At 38.9% G+C, this 16,413-nt stretch carries 17 protein-coding genes and 1 pseudogene; 9 read left to right on the top strand and 9 right to left on the bottom strand.

Going from position 1 to position 16,413, the window contains the following annotated elements:
* Positions 1-491: 491 nt before the first annotated feature.
* Positions 492-785 (bottom strand): hypothetical protein, encoded by a 294-nt coding sequence (locus H6G06_RS25170; RefSeq protein ID WP_190564794.1) that lies wholly within the window; start codon positions 783-785, stop codon positions 492-494.
* A gap of 355 nt (positions 786-1,140) precedes the next feature.
* Here H6G06_RS25170 and H6G06_RS25165 point away from each other — a divergent pair, with 355 nt between their 5' ends.
* The 4 genes from H6G06_RS25165 (at position 1,141) to gatC (ending at position 4,050) form a co-directional block, all read left to right on the top strand.
* Positions 1,141-1,440, top strand: coding sequence for a glutaredoxin family protein (locus H6G06_RS25165; protein ID WP_190564800.1), 300 nt, complete (start codon positions 1,141-1,143; stop codon positions 1,438-1,440).
* A 32-nt stretch (positions 1,441-1,472) separates the two neighbouring features.
* A complete protein-coding gene (locus H6G06_RS25160) occupies positions 1,473-2,957 on the top strand; it encodes a UDP-N-acetylmuramoyl-L-alanyl-D-glutamate--2,6-diaminopimelate ligase (protein ID WP_190564793.1) in 1,485 nt (494 codons plus the stop codon).
* Between the two features lie 115 nt (positions 2,958-3,072).
* Positions 3,073-3,594 (top strand): photosystem I assembly protein Ycf3, encoded by a 522-nt coding sequence (locus H6G06_RS25155; RefSeq protein WP_190564792.1) that lies wholly within the window; start codon positions 3,073-3,075, stop codon positions 3,592-3,594.
* Positions 3,595-3,759: 165 nt separating this feature from the next.
* A complete protein-coding gene (gene gatC, locus H6G06_RS25150) occupies positions 3,760-4,050 on the top strand; it encodes an Asp-tRNA(Asn)/Glu-tRNA(Gln) amidotransferase subunit GatC (RefSeq protein ID WP_190564791.1) in 291 nt (96 codons plus the stop codon).
* A gap of 275 nt (positions 4,051-4,325) precedes the next feature.
* On the opposite strand, the gene pirA is transcribed toward gatC, so the two are convergent.
* Positions 4,326-4,481: an arginine synthesis PII-interacting regulator PirA gene (gene pirA / locus H6G06_RS25145; RefSeq protein ID WP_190564790.1), complete on the bottom strand. Its 156-nt coding sequence runs from the start codon at positions 4,479-4,481 to the stop codon at positions 4,326-4,328.
* Between the two features lie 125 nt (positions 4,482-4,606).
* Here pirA and H6G06_RS25140 point away from each other — a divergent pair, with 125 nt between their 5' ends.
* Together H6G06_RS25140 and H6G06_RS25135 are read left to right on the top strand one after the other, a co-directional pair.
* Positions 4,607-5,404: an SAM hydrolase/SAM-dependent halogenase family protein gene (locus tag H6G06_RS25140; protein ID WP_190564789.1), complete on the top strand. Its 798-nt coding sequence runs from the start codon at positions 4,607-4,609 to the stop codon at positions 5,402-5,404.
* A 288-nt stretch (positions 5,405-5,692) separates the two neighbouring features.
* Positions 5,693-6,358: a DUF2301 domain-containing membrane protein gene (locus H6G06_RS25135; RefSeq protein WP_190564788.1), complete on the top strand. Its 666-nt coding sequence runs from the start codon at positions 5,693-5,695 to the stop codon at positions 6,356-6,358.
* A 153-nt stretch (positions 6,359-6,511) separates the two neighbouring features.
* On the opposite strand, the gene H6G06_RS25130 is transcribed toward H6G06_RS25135, so the two are convergent.
* On the bottom strand, positions 6,512-7,459 hold the full coding sequence (locus H6G06_RS25130) for a hypothetical protein (RefSeq protein WP_190564787.1): 948 nt from the start codon (positions 7,457-7,459) through the stop codon (positions 6,512-6,514).
* Between the two features lie 371 nt (positions 7,460-7,830).
* Here H6G06_RS25130 and dprA point away from each other — a divergent pair, with 371 nt between their 5' ends.
* Positions 7,831-8,949, top strand: coding sequence for a DNA-processing protein DprA (gene dprA / locus H6G06_RS25125; protein WP_190564786.1), 1,119 nt, complete (start codon positions 7,831-7,833; stop codon positions 8,947-8,949).
* 11 nt (positions 8,950-8,960) lie between these two features.
* On the opposite strand, the gene H6G06_RS27925 is transcribed toward dprA, so the two are convergent.
* From H6G06_RS27925 to H6G06_RS25095, 6 genes and pseudogenes are all read right to left on the bottom strand, one after another.
* A complete protein-coding gene (locus tag H6G06_RS27925) occupies positions 8,961-9,092 on the bottom strand; it encodes a hypothetical protein (RefSeq protein WP_277875223.1) in 132 nt (43 codons plus the stop codon).
* A 152-nt stretch (positions 9,093-9,244) separates the two neighbouring features.
* Positions 9,245-9,439 (bottom strand): annotated as a pseudogene (locus H6G06_RS25115) (four helix bundle protein); the annotation flags it as partial.
* A 44-nt stretch (positions 9,440-9,483) separates the two neighbouring features.
* On the bottom strand, positions 9,484-11,022 hold the full coding sequence (locus H6G06_RS25110; protein ID WP_190564785.1) for a serine hydrolase: 1,539 nt from the start codon (positions 11,020-11,022) through the stop codon (positions 9,484-9,486).
* Between the two features lie 175 nt (positions 11,023-11,197).
* Positions 11,198-11,938, bottom strand: coding sequence for an RNA methyltransferase (locus H6G06_RS25105; protein WP_190564799.1), 741 nt, complete (start codon positions 11,936-11,938; stop codon positions 11,198-11,200).
* 53 nt (positions 11,939-11,991) lie between these two features.
* Positions 11,992-12,489 carry a DUF29 domain-containing protein gene (locus H6G06_RS25100; RefSeq protein ID WP_190564784.1) on the bottom strand — a complete coding sequence of 166 codons (498 nt, stop codon included), beginning with the start codon at positions 12,487-12,489 and terminating at the stop codon, positions 11,992-11,994.
* A gap of 233 nt (positions 12,490-12,722) precedes the next feature.
* The gene (locus H6G06_RS25095) at positions 12,723-13,832 is read right to left on the bottom strand and encodes an S-(hydroxymethyl)glutathione dehydrogenase/class III alcohol dehydrogenase (RefSeq protein WP_190564783.1); all 1,110 of its coding nucleotides are present in this window, start codon (positions 13,830-13,832) and stop codon (positions 12,723-12,725) included.
* A 322-nt stretch (positions 13,833-14,154) separates the two neighbouring features.
* On the opposite strand from H6G06_RS25095, the gene H6G06_RS25090 reads away from it, so the two are divergent.
* Positions 14,155-15,438, top strand: coding sequence for a valine--pyruvate transaminase (locus tag H6G06_RS25090; protein WP_190564782.1), 1,284 nt, complete (start codon positions 14,155-14,157; stop codon positions 15,436-15,438).
* A 38-nt stretch (positions 15,439-15,476) separates the two neighbouring features.
* On the top strand, positions 15,477-16,148 hold the full coding sequence (gene rimM, locus H6G06_RS25085) for a ribosome maturation factor RimM (protein ID WP_190564781.1): 672 nt from the start codon (positions 15,477-15,479) through the stop codon (positions 16,146-16,148).
* Positions 16,149-16,413 lie beyond the last annotated feature (265 nt).

Raw genomic sequence — 16,413 nt, 5'->3', positions numbered from 1 at the left:
TGTTCGCGCAGCGTGGCGTAAGCCATTAGCTGTGGTTTTGAGTGTGACAGAGATTTGAATGCTGCTATTAATTTAAGACAAGAAGCGGTCAGGTTGACCGTGTTAGCCTGTGGACTGGATAGTGCCGACACTTCCAGGATGAAGCAGGAAGAAAAAGCGGACAATTGTTAGCATTTGTTAGCTTTTTTGGATCGGTAATTAACAGTAGATAGTGAGATAGTGGAACTGCAAACAATGAAGGGATGCCTGTAATAACAAGCACCCCTCTAGAGGAAGATGAAAGCAGCACTACAATATGACCGATATGGATATTTTTAGACAGTTAAAATAATGCTGTTAAGCAGATACCAATGTTGATTAGAGAACGAAAATTTTCTCTCTCGTTTTTCGATAGCAAAGAATAAGGGGAGTTACAATTCTCCCCCTTGTTATTAAAAGTTATTTGAGGCCTATAGAGGCTTAACAAGCTTCAAGTGTAAACCTATATATACCTAATAAGGTGGTAGTTCTGAAGTGCAATGAGTCGCCCTACCGTAAGGGTCGAGGTAACAAGTGAATCTTTCACCTGGTGTTGTTGCAGTTATGCCTGTACTGAAAGGAGGCCAAATGCCACTTTGAGGAGGCGTATAAATACCATATTGACCACCAGTGGGAGGTGTATAGGCACCACCATAACCACCAGTGGGAGGTGTATAGCGTCCTTGACCACCGCTAAAATATTCGCCAGTTTCATCGCTGATGTCTTCGTAAAACCTTTCGAGTTTTGATACTTGCTTGTTAATCATTTGTTTCTCCTTAAAACAAGACTTAATTATGTCTTATATCAATGCTATTCTTTACACAAAACTATTCTTCAGACTGTTGAGATATAAAAAAAAATAAAATTTTCGGTCTTAGAGGAAATGAGTTTATCTATCTTCTGATACTGTTATTCATGGCAAAAGGTTATAGTATTTCAGGTTTAATGTTTTTGGCTAAAATCTTCTAATCAGCTTGGGTATATACTTTACAAACATCCTCTAACACTTTCTTCTATTAACCTAATCAAGCAAGGTGTAAGATGAGGGTTTTGTTTTTCCCATACAGAAAAGTATGGCAATTAAACAAAACAACACGTACAAACAATTAATTACCAATCTTATGCGAATCATCCTCTACAGTAAACCCGGTTGTCATCTCTGTGAAGGTTTACAAGAAAAGTTGGAAAAAATCGAAAATCTCAGTTTTGATTTGGAAGTCCGCGATATTACGACTCGTGAAGATTGGTTTGCGGCTTATCAGTATGAAATACCAGTTTTGTTTTTATCGAACCGCAGAGACGCAGAGGGCGCAGAGGAGTTACAACCTATACCCCGTCCTTCTCCTCGTGCAAATGTCAAGCAGTTGGAACAAATGCTTTTAAAATATATTCCCAATACAGAAAAAAATAATGCAGAATAAGCGCAAGGTCAGCTTGTAGCAAGGTGTGGTATATGCAATTACGGGAATTATTGGCGGTTGTAGACGGTGTAGAATATCCAAATACTGCGGATGTGGAAGTTCAGGGGATCAAAACTAACTCCCATGCTTGCGGTGTGGGAGATTTGTTTATTGGAATGCCTGGAACACGAGTTGATGGGGGAGAGTTTTGGCAAAGTGCTTTAGCTGCTGGTGCGGTTGCGGCTATTGTCTCTCTTGAAGCGGTGGAAAAAAATCCACCTACACCTGAATCTGTGGTGATTAGTGCCAGTAACATGAATAAAGCCTGCGCTCAAATTTCTGCGGCTTTTTACGGTTATCCTGGACAAAAACTCAGAATGGTGGGTGTGACAGGCACGAATGGCAAAACTACCACTACTCACTTAATTGAATATTTTCTTACTGGGGCTAATTTACCTACGGCTTTGTTAGGAACTCTTTACACTCGCTGGCCTGGTTTTTCCCAAACTGCGGCTTTTACTACTCCTTTTGCTGTGGACTTACAGCAACGTTTAGCAGAAGCGGTTGATGCTGGGTGTGAGTTTGGGGTGATGGAAGTTAGTTCCCATGCTTTAGCACAGGATAGGGTGTTTGGTTGTCCGTTTGAGGTGGCTGTATTTACTAATCTTACCCAAGATCATCTTGACTATCACAAGGATATGGAGGATTATTTTGGGGCGAAGGCGTTGTTATTTAGCCCTGATTATCTCCAAGGAAGGGCAATTATTAATGCTGATGACGAATATGGTAAACGTTTAATTTCTGGGTTGAGTAAAGAACGGGTTTGGACTTACAGTGTTAATGATCACAATGCCGATTTTTGGATGAGTGATTTAAGTTATCAGCCCAATGGTGTAAGTGGCATTTTACATACTCCCAAAGGTGATGTGGCTTTTAGTTCTCCTTTGGTGGGACAATATAATTTAGAAAATCTTTTGGCTGCTGTGGGTGCGGTTTTACATCTGGGTTTAGATTTGCAAGTTGTAGCAAATGCCATACCTGATTTCCCTGGTGTGCCGGGAAGAATGGAACGGGTGCAAGTTACTCCTAACCAAAATATTAGTGTGATTGTAGATTATGCTCACACTCCTGATAGTTTAGAAAATTTGCTGAAAGCGGCTCGTCCGTTTATACCGGGTAGAATGATTTGTGTGTTTGGGTGTGGGGGCGATCGCGATCGCACTAAACGCCCAAAAATGGGTAAAATAGCCGCAGAACTCGCTGATATTGCGGTGGTGACATCGGATAATCCCCGCACTGAAGACCCAGAGAAGATTTTAGAGGATGTTTTGGCGGGTATTCCTGATACAATTCAACCAATGGTAATTTGCGATCGCGCTACTGCCATTCGTACTGCTATCCTGGAAGCTAAACCCGGTGATGGTGTATTATTAGCAGGTAAAGGCCACGAAGATTATCAAATTCTGGGTACTGAAAAAATCCATTTTGATGACCGAGAACAAGCACGGGAAGCTCTACAGGCCAGAGTCTCGATTTAAGCATAAAACTGTTGAAAGATGAGAAGCAACCAGAAATCAGTTAGATTAACTAAAGAGTTGCCAAGAATTTAGTTCCTGAAAAGTCTGCTTGATTTGAGTCATTAGAGGGGCAAATATGCCAAGAACACAGAAAAACGATAACTTTGTTGACAAGTCCTTTACCGTCATGGCAGACTTGATCCTCAAACTGCTGCCAACCAACAGAAAAGCTAAGGAAGCATTTGTCTATTATCGAGATGGAATGTCAGCCCAGGCAGAAGGTGAATATGCTGAAGCACTGGATTACTATGAAGAAGCCCTGACTCTAGAGGAAGACACCAATGACAGAAGTTATATTCTCTACAATATGGGGTTGATTTATGCTAGTAATGGCGACCACATCAAAGCTTTAGAATACTATCACCAGGCTGTGGAGTTGAATCCTCGTCTACCCCAAGCCTTGAATAACATTGCTGTGATTTATCACTTCCAAGGTGAAAAAGCTAAGGAAGAAGGTGATAATGACGCTGGAGAAGCTCTTTTTGACCAAGCCGCAGATTATTGGGTGAGAGCAATTCGCATGGCTCCCAATAATTACATTGAAGCGCAAAACTGGTTAAAAACTACCGGGCGATCGCAAATTGACGTATTCTTTTAACGAATTGGGGACTGGGGACAAATCAAGTCAAAAGTCAAAAGTCAAAAGTCAAGAACTTTTGCTTCTTTCCTCTTCACTGTTCCCTGTTCTCTGTTCACTGTTCCCTGTTCCCTGTTCCCTGTTCCCTGTTCCCTGTTCCCTATTCCCTATTCCCATTAACAAACTATGATAGATCGTGAACAAGTCCACAAAGTCGCTAATCTTGCTCGGTTAGAATTGACACCAGATGAAGAAGAGATATTTACTACCCAACTCGGTAGTATTCTGGAGTATATCGAGCAACTGAGCGAACTTGATGTCAGCAATATACTGCCGACAACTAGAGCAATTGATGTTAGTAATGTGACACGAGAAGATAATTTACAACCCTATCCTGATAGAGAAGCTATCCTCAGCAGCGCACCTGAACAGGAAGGCGATTTTTTCAAAGTTCCTAAAATCCTCAATGCTGATTAGATAGCAATTAAAATCAAAACTCTTTTGGGGTGGGAATGTTTCTCACCCTGATTTTTTGCTTAGATTTGATTAAATGCCCCTACAAAAAAACCTGCTTTCGCAGGTCTACACACAACAATACTAGAAATTTTAGGCATTGCTGATTAAGAGTATGATTTTGTTTCACGCAGAGGCACTCCAGTCACAGAGAGTAAGAGTTTGAAATCATTGATTTTTCAGTTTCATACCCTAATTCAGCAACGCCCTAGAAATTTTAAAAGTTTTTCTTAACCGCCTTAACTATAATAAGCCTGTTCCGCTTCCAACAGACGAACCAGGTTTTCATCATCTTTGGCTCTGGCAACTTCCAAGCGATGTTTTACGCTTCTTTGAATATTCTGTCTGTGTGCTTCTTCAGCTTTTTGAACTGCTTGTAGTCTATTGCTACTCATTGCCATAACCTCTTGATGTTTATTTTTATGTCATGTAATTCTAACATAACATACTTTTTGTAGCTCTTGTTACAGAAAATTATAATATTATCTATATTAATAGTCAAGCCTGGTTTCATGAATAAATGAGTCAATCAAAAATCCTGACTTTATTGAGTGATTTTGGGGATCATGATGTTTATGTAGGGGTAATGAAGGGAGTAATTACCCAAATCAACCCGAATTTGACCTTGATAGATTTAACACACCAGATTCCACCGCAAAATATTGCCGCAGCTAGGTTTTGCTTGATGAATGCCTATGATTATTTTCCCAAGGGTACAGTACATTTAGCAGTGGTAGATCCGGGGGTAGGTAGTCAAAGGAGAGCGATCGCTGTAAAATTAGGTCACGGCTATCTTGTCGGTCCCGATAACGGTATTTTCAGCGGTATAATTTCCCAGCATTCGGTAATTACAGCCGTAGAATTAACAAATATTAACTTTTGGCGCACATCCCAACCTAGCAGCACATTTCACGGTAGAGATATCTTTGCACCAGTAGCAGCGCATCTAGCAAGTGGTGTTAATCTGCAAGAACTAGGAAGGGAAATCAATCCTGAAACTTTGGTAAAATTGGATATTGGGGAATGTTGGGAAAATACAAACGGTGTAGCTGGTTGTATTCAATATATAGATCACTTTGGTAATCTAGTCAGTAATATTCCCGCAAGATATGTAAAAAGTAAAACTTGGTGTATGCAAGTTAAGGGTTTAACTATACCAGGATGTGCAGCTTACAGTGATGTGCAAGTTGGGGAAGCTTTAGCTTTAGTTGGTAGTCACGGTTGGGTAGAAATTGCTATCAATGGCGGTAATGCACAGATACAATTGCAAGTTAATTGGCAGGATGGGTTACAAGTCTTGTTTTTACAATCTTGCTAATTTATACTATGAGAATTAGAAGTATTTGCTTAAAGCTCAGTTTCGCGCAAAGACGCAAAGAAAGACAAGAAATTAGATGGTGATATTAATGTATAAAAATTACAAATTTATGAATTCATCTGTCTTTCTCTGCGGTAGTCGTCCTTGAAATTTAATTCTATGCTGCTTGATATTAATTTGGGATACTTGGAAACAAATTATATCTCTCGTTCAAAAAGAGGGTTAAGAGGAAGGGTATGAGATAGAATAGCTATAGAAGCCTGTTAAAAATATGATCCATTATTGAATATGACTACACAAACATTATCGACACCAGAAGTCTATCAAGGACAGTTTGGCGATTTTACAATTACGAAGAGCGATCGCACAGGTGTTATCATTTATCGTACAAGTTTAATGATAGCTGCAATTAGTTTTGCTATTGGTAGCGGTTTAGCTTTATTTTATCCTCACGAACCTGCTGCTATTCAAGCTATTACTCCTCTTTACACCTGTTTTAGTTTAGCTTTGGGTGTGAGTTTATTAACTATTCACATCTATATGAAATTACTGCACCAAATTCTCCAGCTTTTCTGGATAATTGGCAGTATTTCTGCTTTTATTTTTGGACATTTTGACAGTCAAGCTTTTGCAATGACTGTTTATAACCAACCTCTAACTTTATTTGGTGTCGGTTTTACTTTTGCTGCTTTAACAGGTATTTTCTTTAAAGAAGGTTTTTGCTTTCATCGTTTAGAAACTAAAATCTTAACTCCCCTGGTTCCCTTACTTTTATTAGGACATTTAACAGGGATTTTATCAACTCAAGCAGAACAGGTTTTATTAGGAATTTGGGCGATTTTCTTTTTAATCTTTGCGTTGCGGAAAACAGTACAAAATATTCCCGCTGATATTGGTGATAAATCTGTATTTGATTATTTGGAAAATCAAAGATTAGCAAAGATTCAAAGCTGATAACATACAGATTTAAAAAATCTCATATGAATTTGTGAATGGTTTATCAATAGACCTCTCCAGAAATATGGTAGAGACGTTCCGGCGGAACGTCTCTACAAGGGTTTCAAACCACGCACATTTAATTACCGGAGATGTCTAATAGTGATTGATTTACCCTTCCTCCTTGTTTTCTATCTTTGTGAACAAGGTTAATGATTTTTTTACTTCACTTTGAGCAATTTCCAGATTTTTTAATACAGGCTGAAATATTTCTTTTGTATTTCCAGACTTACTAAGTGCTATATTACGTTCTTTTTCAGCATTTTCAAGACATTTATAAGCTAGTTCTAATGTATTAAATAAATTTTTATCAAAATCTAAAATTTCTTCTCTATATGTAAAATATATATTTTTTTCTTGATATACAGAGTTAGTAAATATTTTAGGATTTCGTGTTATTTCAGCATTTAATATCTGTTGTAACTCTAATATTCCTTGTTCTAGTAATTCATTCCGTTCGAGCAAATCTTGATACACAGAAGCTGTAATACTTTTTAAGTTTCTCTTATCATCCACTTTAACAAGGTCATCTTCAGAGAAATGAAAGTTTTTTATAAGAAGTATTTGCAAATTTTGTACTTCACGCTGTGCTATTTTCAACTTATCTACTAAAGAATTATGTATTTTACCTTCATATTTATCCGGGGTTTTAATTGAAGACATATTAATCCCACGCGAGTATTTAAACGCTGCCTTTAATTCTTTTTTAGCATCTTCTAAATAAATATAAAATCTTACAATACTATCAAATAATTCCTTATCAAAAGAGGAAATTTCTTTTCTATGGATAAAGTACAAGTCTTTTTCTGTATATATTTTTTCAGTATAACTATTAAACTGTTCAGGATAAAGAGTGATTGTCGTATTTTCCTGTAGAATCAATTTATTTAGTGTTTGACTACGTGCATAAAATTCTTGATACATGGAAAAAGCAATATTCCTTAGTTCTTTTCGCTTCTGTAACCTTGTATAATAAAGATTAATCCCTAGCACGATAACTGCTGTTGGAGGGAAAAAGTTTTTTAAAGTGTCCCAAATCGAATTAAAGTTATATTCCACTGTCACACCTTAATTAATAATTTTCACACATAGTTTAAAATATAAATACTTGCAAAAGTTATCCACAGTAATATCACTTAATGTCAACCCCTTTTATATACATTAAATTAAAATATTTTCCATACAGGATAGAGATACGGCATTTTTTGTTACTTAGGTATAGAGTAAACTTTAATATATTTGAGTGCAAGTGATGATCAGTGGGCGGTAGAATAAATAAGTATCACTTGATTATTTACAGCAGTTTCCGCTCTGATGAAGTACATCTTAGCCCCCTCCCCGCAAGCGATGAGGGGGTTGGGGGGTGGGGTTCTTGTACCTCATAACACCGGGAAGTGCTGTATATAGATTAGATAGTTGAAAATATTGATATGAAATCAGAATCTGCATATTGGGTCGCTTGGGCGCAAATTTCTGGAATTGGTCCAATATTATTGCAACGATTACAACAGCATTTTGGTAATTTAGAAACTGCTTGGAAAGCTAGTCCAGGGGAATTGCGAAAAGTTGAGGGTTTTGGATTTCAAACTTTAGAAAAAGTCGTCCAACAAAGAAGCAGATTAAACCCAGAACAACTACTTATTCAACATCAACAAATAAACCCCAATTTCTGGACACCAGCAGACCCAGAATATCCCCAATTATTACGAGAAATTCCTAGTCCTCCACCACTTTTATATTATCGTGGTGAAGTTGATTTACAAGAAAATGCAGCACAAAAACCCTTAGTAGGAATTGTGGGAACTCGTCAACCTACAGAATATGGAATTAAATGGACTCGTCAAATTAGCACCGCTTTAGCAAAAAATGGTTTTACTGTTGTTTCGGGTATGGCCGAAGGAATAGACACAGAAAGTCATTCAGCAGCGATGAAAGCTGGAGGAAGAACAATAGCGGTTGTGGGAACAGGTGTAGATGTCATTTATCCCCAGAAAAACCGAGATTTGTATAAACAGATTTTGTCATCTGGGATAGTAATTAGTGAATATCCTGCAAAAACTGCACCCAACCGCACCCATTTTCCCCGTCGAAATCGCATTATTGCTGGTTTAAGTCGTGCGGTATTAGTGATGGAAGCAGGAATAAAATCTGGTGCTTTAATAACAGCGAATCATGCTAATGAATTTTGTAGAGATGTTTACGCTTTACCGGGAAGAGTAGATGACCAACCATCTCAAGGTTGTTTAAAATTAATTAGTCAAGGTGCAGGTTTAATAAATCAACAATTGAGTGAATTATTAACGATGTTGGGAGCAATTCCCCAAATAGATATAGAAACACCAATAGCTAAATCTGCTCCTTTACCGAAACCTAATCTAGAACCAGAATTACAACAGGTAATAGATACTTTAGCTGTTGATGCTTTACCCTTTGATTTTATTGTTCAAAAAACGGGTATGGATGCAGGTTTGGTTTCTAGTTCCTTATTACAATTAGAATTAATGGGTTTGGTTTCCCAACTCCCAGGAATGAGATATCAGAAAATATAAGAATTCAGGAGTCAGGAGGTAGAATTTCTGAGAATAGCTTTTGCATAACTATCTAATAATCTACTAACTTCTTGCAGTTTCAACATTAATTCTGATGTATGACCATATCCTAATTCTTCTAAAGAAGCTTGTGAAATATTCATAAATCGTACTTTATCTACATCCAATACTGTTCGGTTAAGAATTTTAGTAGGTTGGGTTGAACAAAGTGAAACCCAACAAACCGTTGTAAATGTTGGGTTTTGTTCCTCAACCCAACCTACATAATTTCATTGTTTTGAGCTTAACCGACAAGTATTGTATCTACATCTTCTTTTTTCTTAAATCCTTCAGCATTTTCAGGAATAGAAACTGATGCACGTCTCAACTGAGAAGTCAGTCCATATATTTATGATTTGGGAAAATTCGCATTTAATTGATATACTACCAACACAAATTGATGTAATTTTTGCCAAACTATTAAATCTGCAAATGTTCTTGCAGGTTGCATTTATTCTGACTCCTGACTCCTGAATTCTTATAATTTTGAATTGTTTACTGTGGTGGGTAATATTGGGGAGTCATGACAGGGGCTTGATAAGTACCCATAGGCATATTGTTAACCATCCCATTAGGTGCTGTTGGATTCATCACTGGGGGTTGAATAAATGGTTGAGTAAAAGGTTGAACAGGAGGCTGAAAATTAGTTGCAGGTTGATTATTTGTGGAAGTGCGGGGTGTGACAGTAGTTTGACTAAAGTGTTGGTATGCGGCGCTAGAGATGGAAGCAATCAGTTTTTCAGCAGCAGGATCATTATTGGGACGTTGTACCATCACAGCAGCTATGTAACGCTTACCGGTGGGGATATCAATTAAACCTGCATCTCCTAACATTGTGCCAATATCACCTGTTTTATGATATGCTCTAGCTCCTTCTCCTAATCCCGAAGGTATGAGATTATCTCTTTGGGTGCGGCGCATAATATCTAACATTAAATCACGCGATCGCATACTTACAATATTCCCCTGATTCACCTTAGCAATTAAATCTCCCAATTCTCGCGGAGATGTAGTATTTGTGCCTTGTAAATCTGGTAGGAGATTACGAATCATTGTAGTTGTCAATCCCCAACTACGAAAACGCCCATTTAGCACTTCCTGGCCTCCCAGTCTAGTGATGAGCATATTTGTTGCAGTGTTATCACTGATAGTAATCATTTTCGTAGCCACATCTAGGGCTGTGTATTGACTACCTACAGTTTGGGTACGTAAACTGCCAGAACCTCCTGCGACCATTTCTTTTTCCATAGTCAGCATTTCATCCAGGCGAATTTTTCCGGCATCTACATCCTGGAAAAAAGCAATTAGAATCGGGATTTTAATTGTGCTGGCCGCTGGAAAACTAGCACTACCATTGATATCTACATAACCACCTGTATCTAAATCCACCATGAACACCCCAGGAATTAGATTTGGGTTGGCTGTGGCTAAATTTTGTACAGCAGTTTTCAACGGGATAATTTCTTGAGATAGGTATAAGCCAGAAGGGTTTACAGAGTTATTAGGATTAGATTGAGTGACATTAGTCTGAGATGGGGACGCAGAAGTTGTAGTGATGCGATTAGCAGGGTCTAATACTGACAAAAGCGTGCCGACAATTGCACCTAGTCCGACTCCGACAATCAACAACCGCAACGTATACAATATGGTTCTAGCCATTGGCTTTAACCGCGTTTTCCGCGATGCTTGCCTTTTTGTTTTTAACGTTCCCTGCTTTTGTACGCGCACTGTGTTTAACTTCCCAGTACCCGTTTGTGGCATTTTTGCATTGGGCTTGGGGATGGGTTTAACTGCTGTTGGCATGACTATCTTGGAGGGTGGTCTTCGCCCCCCAGTCGGAACATTGGCAGGACTGATATGATTATTTAGCCGTGTTAGTGCCACAGTTTCGACTCTGTTTGCACTCTGTTGCTGGTTCTTGACCGGTTTTTGTCCTGCCTTTTGGGTTTGGCTTTGGACCTGGCGCGGACGGCGACGACGCTGTAAAGGTTGCCTCCGTGAGACAGCTATTAGTTTGTCACTTGATTCTGACACTGCTACTCCTTGTGACCCACTCGACTGTTTTGTTTGTAAACGTTCGACCCGAAAGAAACTATATTATGCACCTTGATACTCAGATCGCCTTCTGGGACTAAGTAGCATTTTTTTGTTTAGTGTAAGTCATAATCAATCCTTTTGGGGGATTATAGCTTAGATATTTCGCTCATTATCACAAGTTTTCTATTTGACTGTGATTTTTGATTGCCCATTGCACTTGTTTTAAAATACCTCTGAGCATAGCAACTTCCGTAGTTTGTAGGTGAGCGCGATTATATAAATGGCGGAATTTTTCCATGCGACTGGCTGCTGTATGAGGATAAAGATAACCTATGGAAAGTAGTAGGGATTCTAATTCCTGGTAGTAAGGTTCTACAACATCTAAGGGAGCGATTTCTGTTGTCGGTATTTTCTCGGTAACAAAGTTTTCTGCTAATTGTGATAATTCGTAACAGCAGATGGAAACCGCCGTAGCTAAATTTAAAGACGAGTATTCTGGATTTGTAGGAATAAATACTAACTTTTGGGCATAATTGATTTCTTGATTTGTTAAACCCCTATCCTCTCTACCAAAAATTAAGGCTACTGGTTTTTCTGGTTCTTCTAATAACCAGGGTAGGGCGTTGCGGGGGTTTTCTAAGGGTAATTGTCCATCATAATCTCGTCCGATGGTAGCAATGGCGCGGACGCATCCCTGTAAGGCTTCTGGTAATGTGTTTACTATGACCGCATTTTCTAATATTTCTTTGGCGTGAACTGCCATTTTTAAGGCTTCAAAGGATGTGCGATCGCACTGAGGATTAACTAATATTAAATCAGATAAGCCAAAGTTTTTCATGACTCTGGCAATTGAACCTAAATTTAATGGTCCAGCCGGTTCTACTAATATAATTTTGATTCTAGCTAAACCCATTTTTTTAATATTCATAGAATTGTAATAAGTCAGGAAGAAGAATTATAATATTATTATTTCATCAAGTCATCGTTTGCAGGTTCACCAGGATAAAAGCGATCGCTCAAAATATCATCTAAACTATAGCTACATTGATCAGGAAAAATTGAACATGGTAAGTTAGTTTCTCCTGATGCTAAATCTCTGCTATTTTCATAAGCTTCGACCATCAATATTTCTACCTGAGACTTTAAACTAGGATTTTCATTCAATAATTTTAAAATGTCCCTTCTTTGAATCCGAATTGTTGCCAACCAACTGCGACTGCGTTTACCTGGTTGATATTCCCATTTTAGTAAATGCCCAATTAATATACTTAACCTATTTCTTAATTCTTGCCGTTCCTTTCTGCCCAAAGATTCAATTTCCTCAATTAAATTAGACAAGTCCAACAGACTCCATTGCTGATGACGCAGCAGGTTAGCTTGTTCCTGAGTCCATGTATAAAAATCAGTTTCATAAAGATTGTCTTTCAGGTTTGCTGCGGTTGGTTGAATTTTAGGGATTTGCATAATCAAAACCTGGGTAATTGTAATAATTATATAGCAATTACCATTCAAGGGAAGTACAAGCAGTAATAATTAAACGCAGATGGACGCAGATAGACGCAGATGATTTTGGACTTCACCAGACTAGAAAACGCTATCATATAGCTTGAGAAGCTTTTGCTAAAATTGCATTGCTTCTCATCAACTGCAAAAATCAACTTAATTATTCTGACTCCTGACTCCTGACTCCTAAATTATTAAAATGTCACTACACTGCGAATTGATTCTCCTTTGTGCATTAAATCAAAAGCATCATTAATTTTCTCAATCGGCATAACATGAGTAATTAAATCATCAATATTTATCTTTCCATCCATATACCAATCTACAATTTTCGGTACATCTGTGCGCCCTCTTGCACCACCAAAAGCCGAACCTTTCCAAACTCTGCCAGTCACTAATTGAAAGGGACGAGTGCTGATTTCTTGACCTGCACCAGCTACACCAATAATGACACTTACTCCCCAACCTTTATGACAACATTCTAAAGCTTGACGCATGACTTTGACATTGCCAATACATTCAAAAGAATAGTCAGCACCACCTTTAGTTAAATCTACCAAATAAGCAACTAAATCACCTTCAATTTCATTGGGGTTAACAAAATGTGTCATACCAAATTTTTCAGCTAAGGCGCGTCTATTAGGATTAATGTCTACACCTACGATCATATTCGCGCCTACAATTTGTGACCCTTGGATCACATTTAAGCCAATTCCCCCCAAACCAAAAACTACAACATTTGCACCTGGTTCTACTTTAGCTGTATTAATAACTGCACCGATTCCTGTTGTCACACCGCAACCGATATAACAAACTTTATCAAATGGCGCATCTTCGCGAATTTTGGCAACGGCGATTTCTGGTAACACCGTATAATTAGCGAAGGTTGATGTTCCCATATAATGGTGAATCATGTCGCCACCGATACTAAAACGGCTAGTACCATCAGGCATTACACCCCGCCCTTGAGTGGCGCGAATCGCTTGACAAAGATTAGTTTTAAAGCTTAAACAATAATCACACTGCCTACATTCAGGAGTGTATAAAGGAATTACATGATCTCCTGGTTTAACACTTTTGACACCTTCCCCCACTTCCACAACCACACCAGCACCTTCATGACCTAAAATAGCGGGAAATAAACCTTCCGGATCAGCACCAGAAAGGGTATAAGCATCTGTATGACAAACACCACTGGCTTTAATCTCAATTAATACTTCCCCAGCTTGTGGTCCTTGAATTTGTACAGTTTCAATAGTTAGGGGTTTACCTGCACTGTAAGCAACTGCGGCTTTAACTTCCATTGTTCACTTCTCCCCTCAATTAACTGATATTGAGTTTATATTACTGTCACCTGTTCCCTGTTCCCTGTTCCCTGTTCCCTGTTCCCTGACTCCTACTATCTGAAGATTTTTTTAGCAATCGCTTGCCAAACTCTACTACCGTATAGTACATTTGTACAGTTACAAGAGAAACCCCCCCACCTCACAAGTGGGGCTTTATTTTTTCTGAACTCCGGCACGCGCAGATTTTGTTAAATTAGATAAAAGCGTCAAGAGTGGGAAATGACGCAACTATCCAGTAATCTATATCCCAATAGCGATTCCTTTAATTTGTAACAAGCCTATGAAACCTGCCCTTAGTAAAACTGGCGCTCAAATGTCCAACTTAACTGGCGTGAGAGCAATTATGAAAGATATTAATGAGACACTTAGAGCTAATCAGGGGCAGGAATTATATAATTTAAGTGCCGGCAACCCGTTGATTTTGCCAGAGGTAGAACAGTTATGGCGGGATTGCACAGCAGACTTATTAGCCAGTTCTGAATATGGTGAAGTTGTTTGTCGCTACGGTTCATCTCAGGGTTATGCGCCATTTATTTCAGTAATGGTTAAGGATTTTAACCAGCGTTATGGGTTAAATTTAACAGAGCGCAATATCTTAGTTACTGCTGGTAGTCAAACTATATACTTCTATGCGGCTAACGCTTTCGGTGGATATAATAACGATGGCGATTTGAAACAGATTGTTCTGCCTCTAAGTCCAGATTACACTGGTTATGGTGGTGTTAGTTTATGCCCAGAAGCCTTAGTTGCCTACAAACCTACCCTTGATATTGATAGCGCCAACCACCGCTTTAAGTATCGTCCTGATTTTACCCAACTTTCGATTACAGAAGCAACGGGTTGCGTGATTTTCTCCCGTCCTTGTAATCCGACAGGTAATGTTTTAACTAATGAAGAAGTTGAGAAAATCGCCGCGTTAGCTGCACCTTTTCATGTTCCGGTGTTGATTGATTCAGCTTATGCACCACCTTTCCCAGCGTTGAATTTTACGGAAATGACACCTGTGTTTGGTGAGAATATTCTGCATTGTATGAGTTTATCAAAGGCAGGATTACCAGGGGAAAGAATCGGGATTGCGATTGGTGATGAAAAGCTGCTGCAAGCTTTAGAGTCTTTTCAAACTAATGCGGGGATTCATTCTTCTCGGTATGGTCAAGCGATCGCGGCTCGTGCGATAGAATCAGGTGCATTAGCGAATATTGCTGAAACTGTAATTCGTCCCTTTTATCAGCAAAAGTTCGATGTCTTAGAAGGCACTTTAGAAGCAGCCATGCCTAAGAATATACCTTGGTTTTTACATCGCGGTGAAGGGGCGATTTTTGGCTGGTTGTGGTTGGAAGATTTACCCATGACTGATTGGGAATTTTATCAGGAATTGAAAAAAGTGGGTGTGATTGTTGTTCCTGGTAGCAGTTTCTTCCCTGGTTTAAAAGAGGAGTGGGAACACAAGCACCAATGTCTCCGTATCAGTTTGACCGGTAGTGATGAGGAAATTACTATCGGTATGCAGCGTTTGGCTCAGGTTGCTGAACAGGTTTATCAACGTGCAGCTGTGAGTGTGTAAGAAGGCAGGAGGCAGGAGGCAGGAGGCAGAAGGTTTTAATGAACCACGAAGACACGAAGGAAGCGAAGAAAAGAAAGCAGGGGAGCAGGGGAGCAGGGGAGCAAAGGGAGAAAGTTCAAAAATCCCCAATACCTAAGCCCCAGTCCCCAGTCCCCAACCTTGATGATTGGTTGGAAATTGGTAAAATTGTTGCACCTCAAGGTTTAGCTGGGGAGTTGCGGGTTTATCCTAATACTGATTTTCCTGAACGGTTTGAGGAACCGGGAACTCGTTGGTTATTGCGTCCAGGGGATATGGAACCGCAACCAGTGGAGTTATTAGATGGGCGTTATGTTGAGGGTAAGAATCTATATGTGATTAAATTGGAGGGGGTGAGCGATCGCACTGCTGCTGAAAATATGCGTGACTGTCGGTTGTTTGTTCCTATTAGCGATCGCCCCGAATTAGAAGAAGGTGAATTTCATGTTATAGATTTGTTAGGCTTGCAAGTCTTCATGCAGGAATCTGGGGAATTAATAGGAACAGTAGTAGATTTAATGCCTTCCGGTCATGATTTATTAGAAGTAAAATTAGATGCTTCTTTTGCTGAAGATAAAGCCGGAAAAACAATTTTAATTCCTTTTGTGATGGAAATTGTTCCTGTTGTTGATTTAGAAAATCGTCGAGTTGAAATCACTCCTCCCCCTGGTTTGTTGTCAATTAATGATTAGTTCCTAATAATTGGATGTAGGTTGGGTTGACGCAAGGAAACCCAACATTTTTAGTTCTTTTGGTTGGTGTTTTTGCAAAATAAATTTTTTTCGCACGTTCGCGTAGCGTGCCGTAAGGCATACCACTGAGGAACAGAGAACACAGAGATTATTAGATAATTTGTTATCGAAGGTTTAGTATTCCTAAATAAATCAAAAATAGTCGGTTTTAACCGACTTTAGCTATAAGACAGGGAATTTATTCCCTGGCTTTTATGATTGGCTT

Origin of the sequence: Anabaena sphaerica FACHB-251, from assembly GCF_014696825.1 — a bacterium.
GTDB lineage: Bacteria > Cyanobacteriota > Cyanobacteriia > Cyanobacteriales > Nostocaceae > RDYJ01.
The sequence above is the reverse complement of the archived record's forward strand: the minus strand, read 5'-3'. Positions and strand labels throughout refer to the sequence as shown.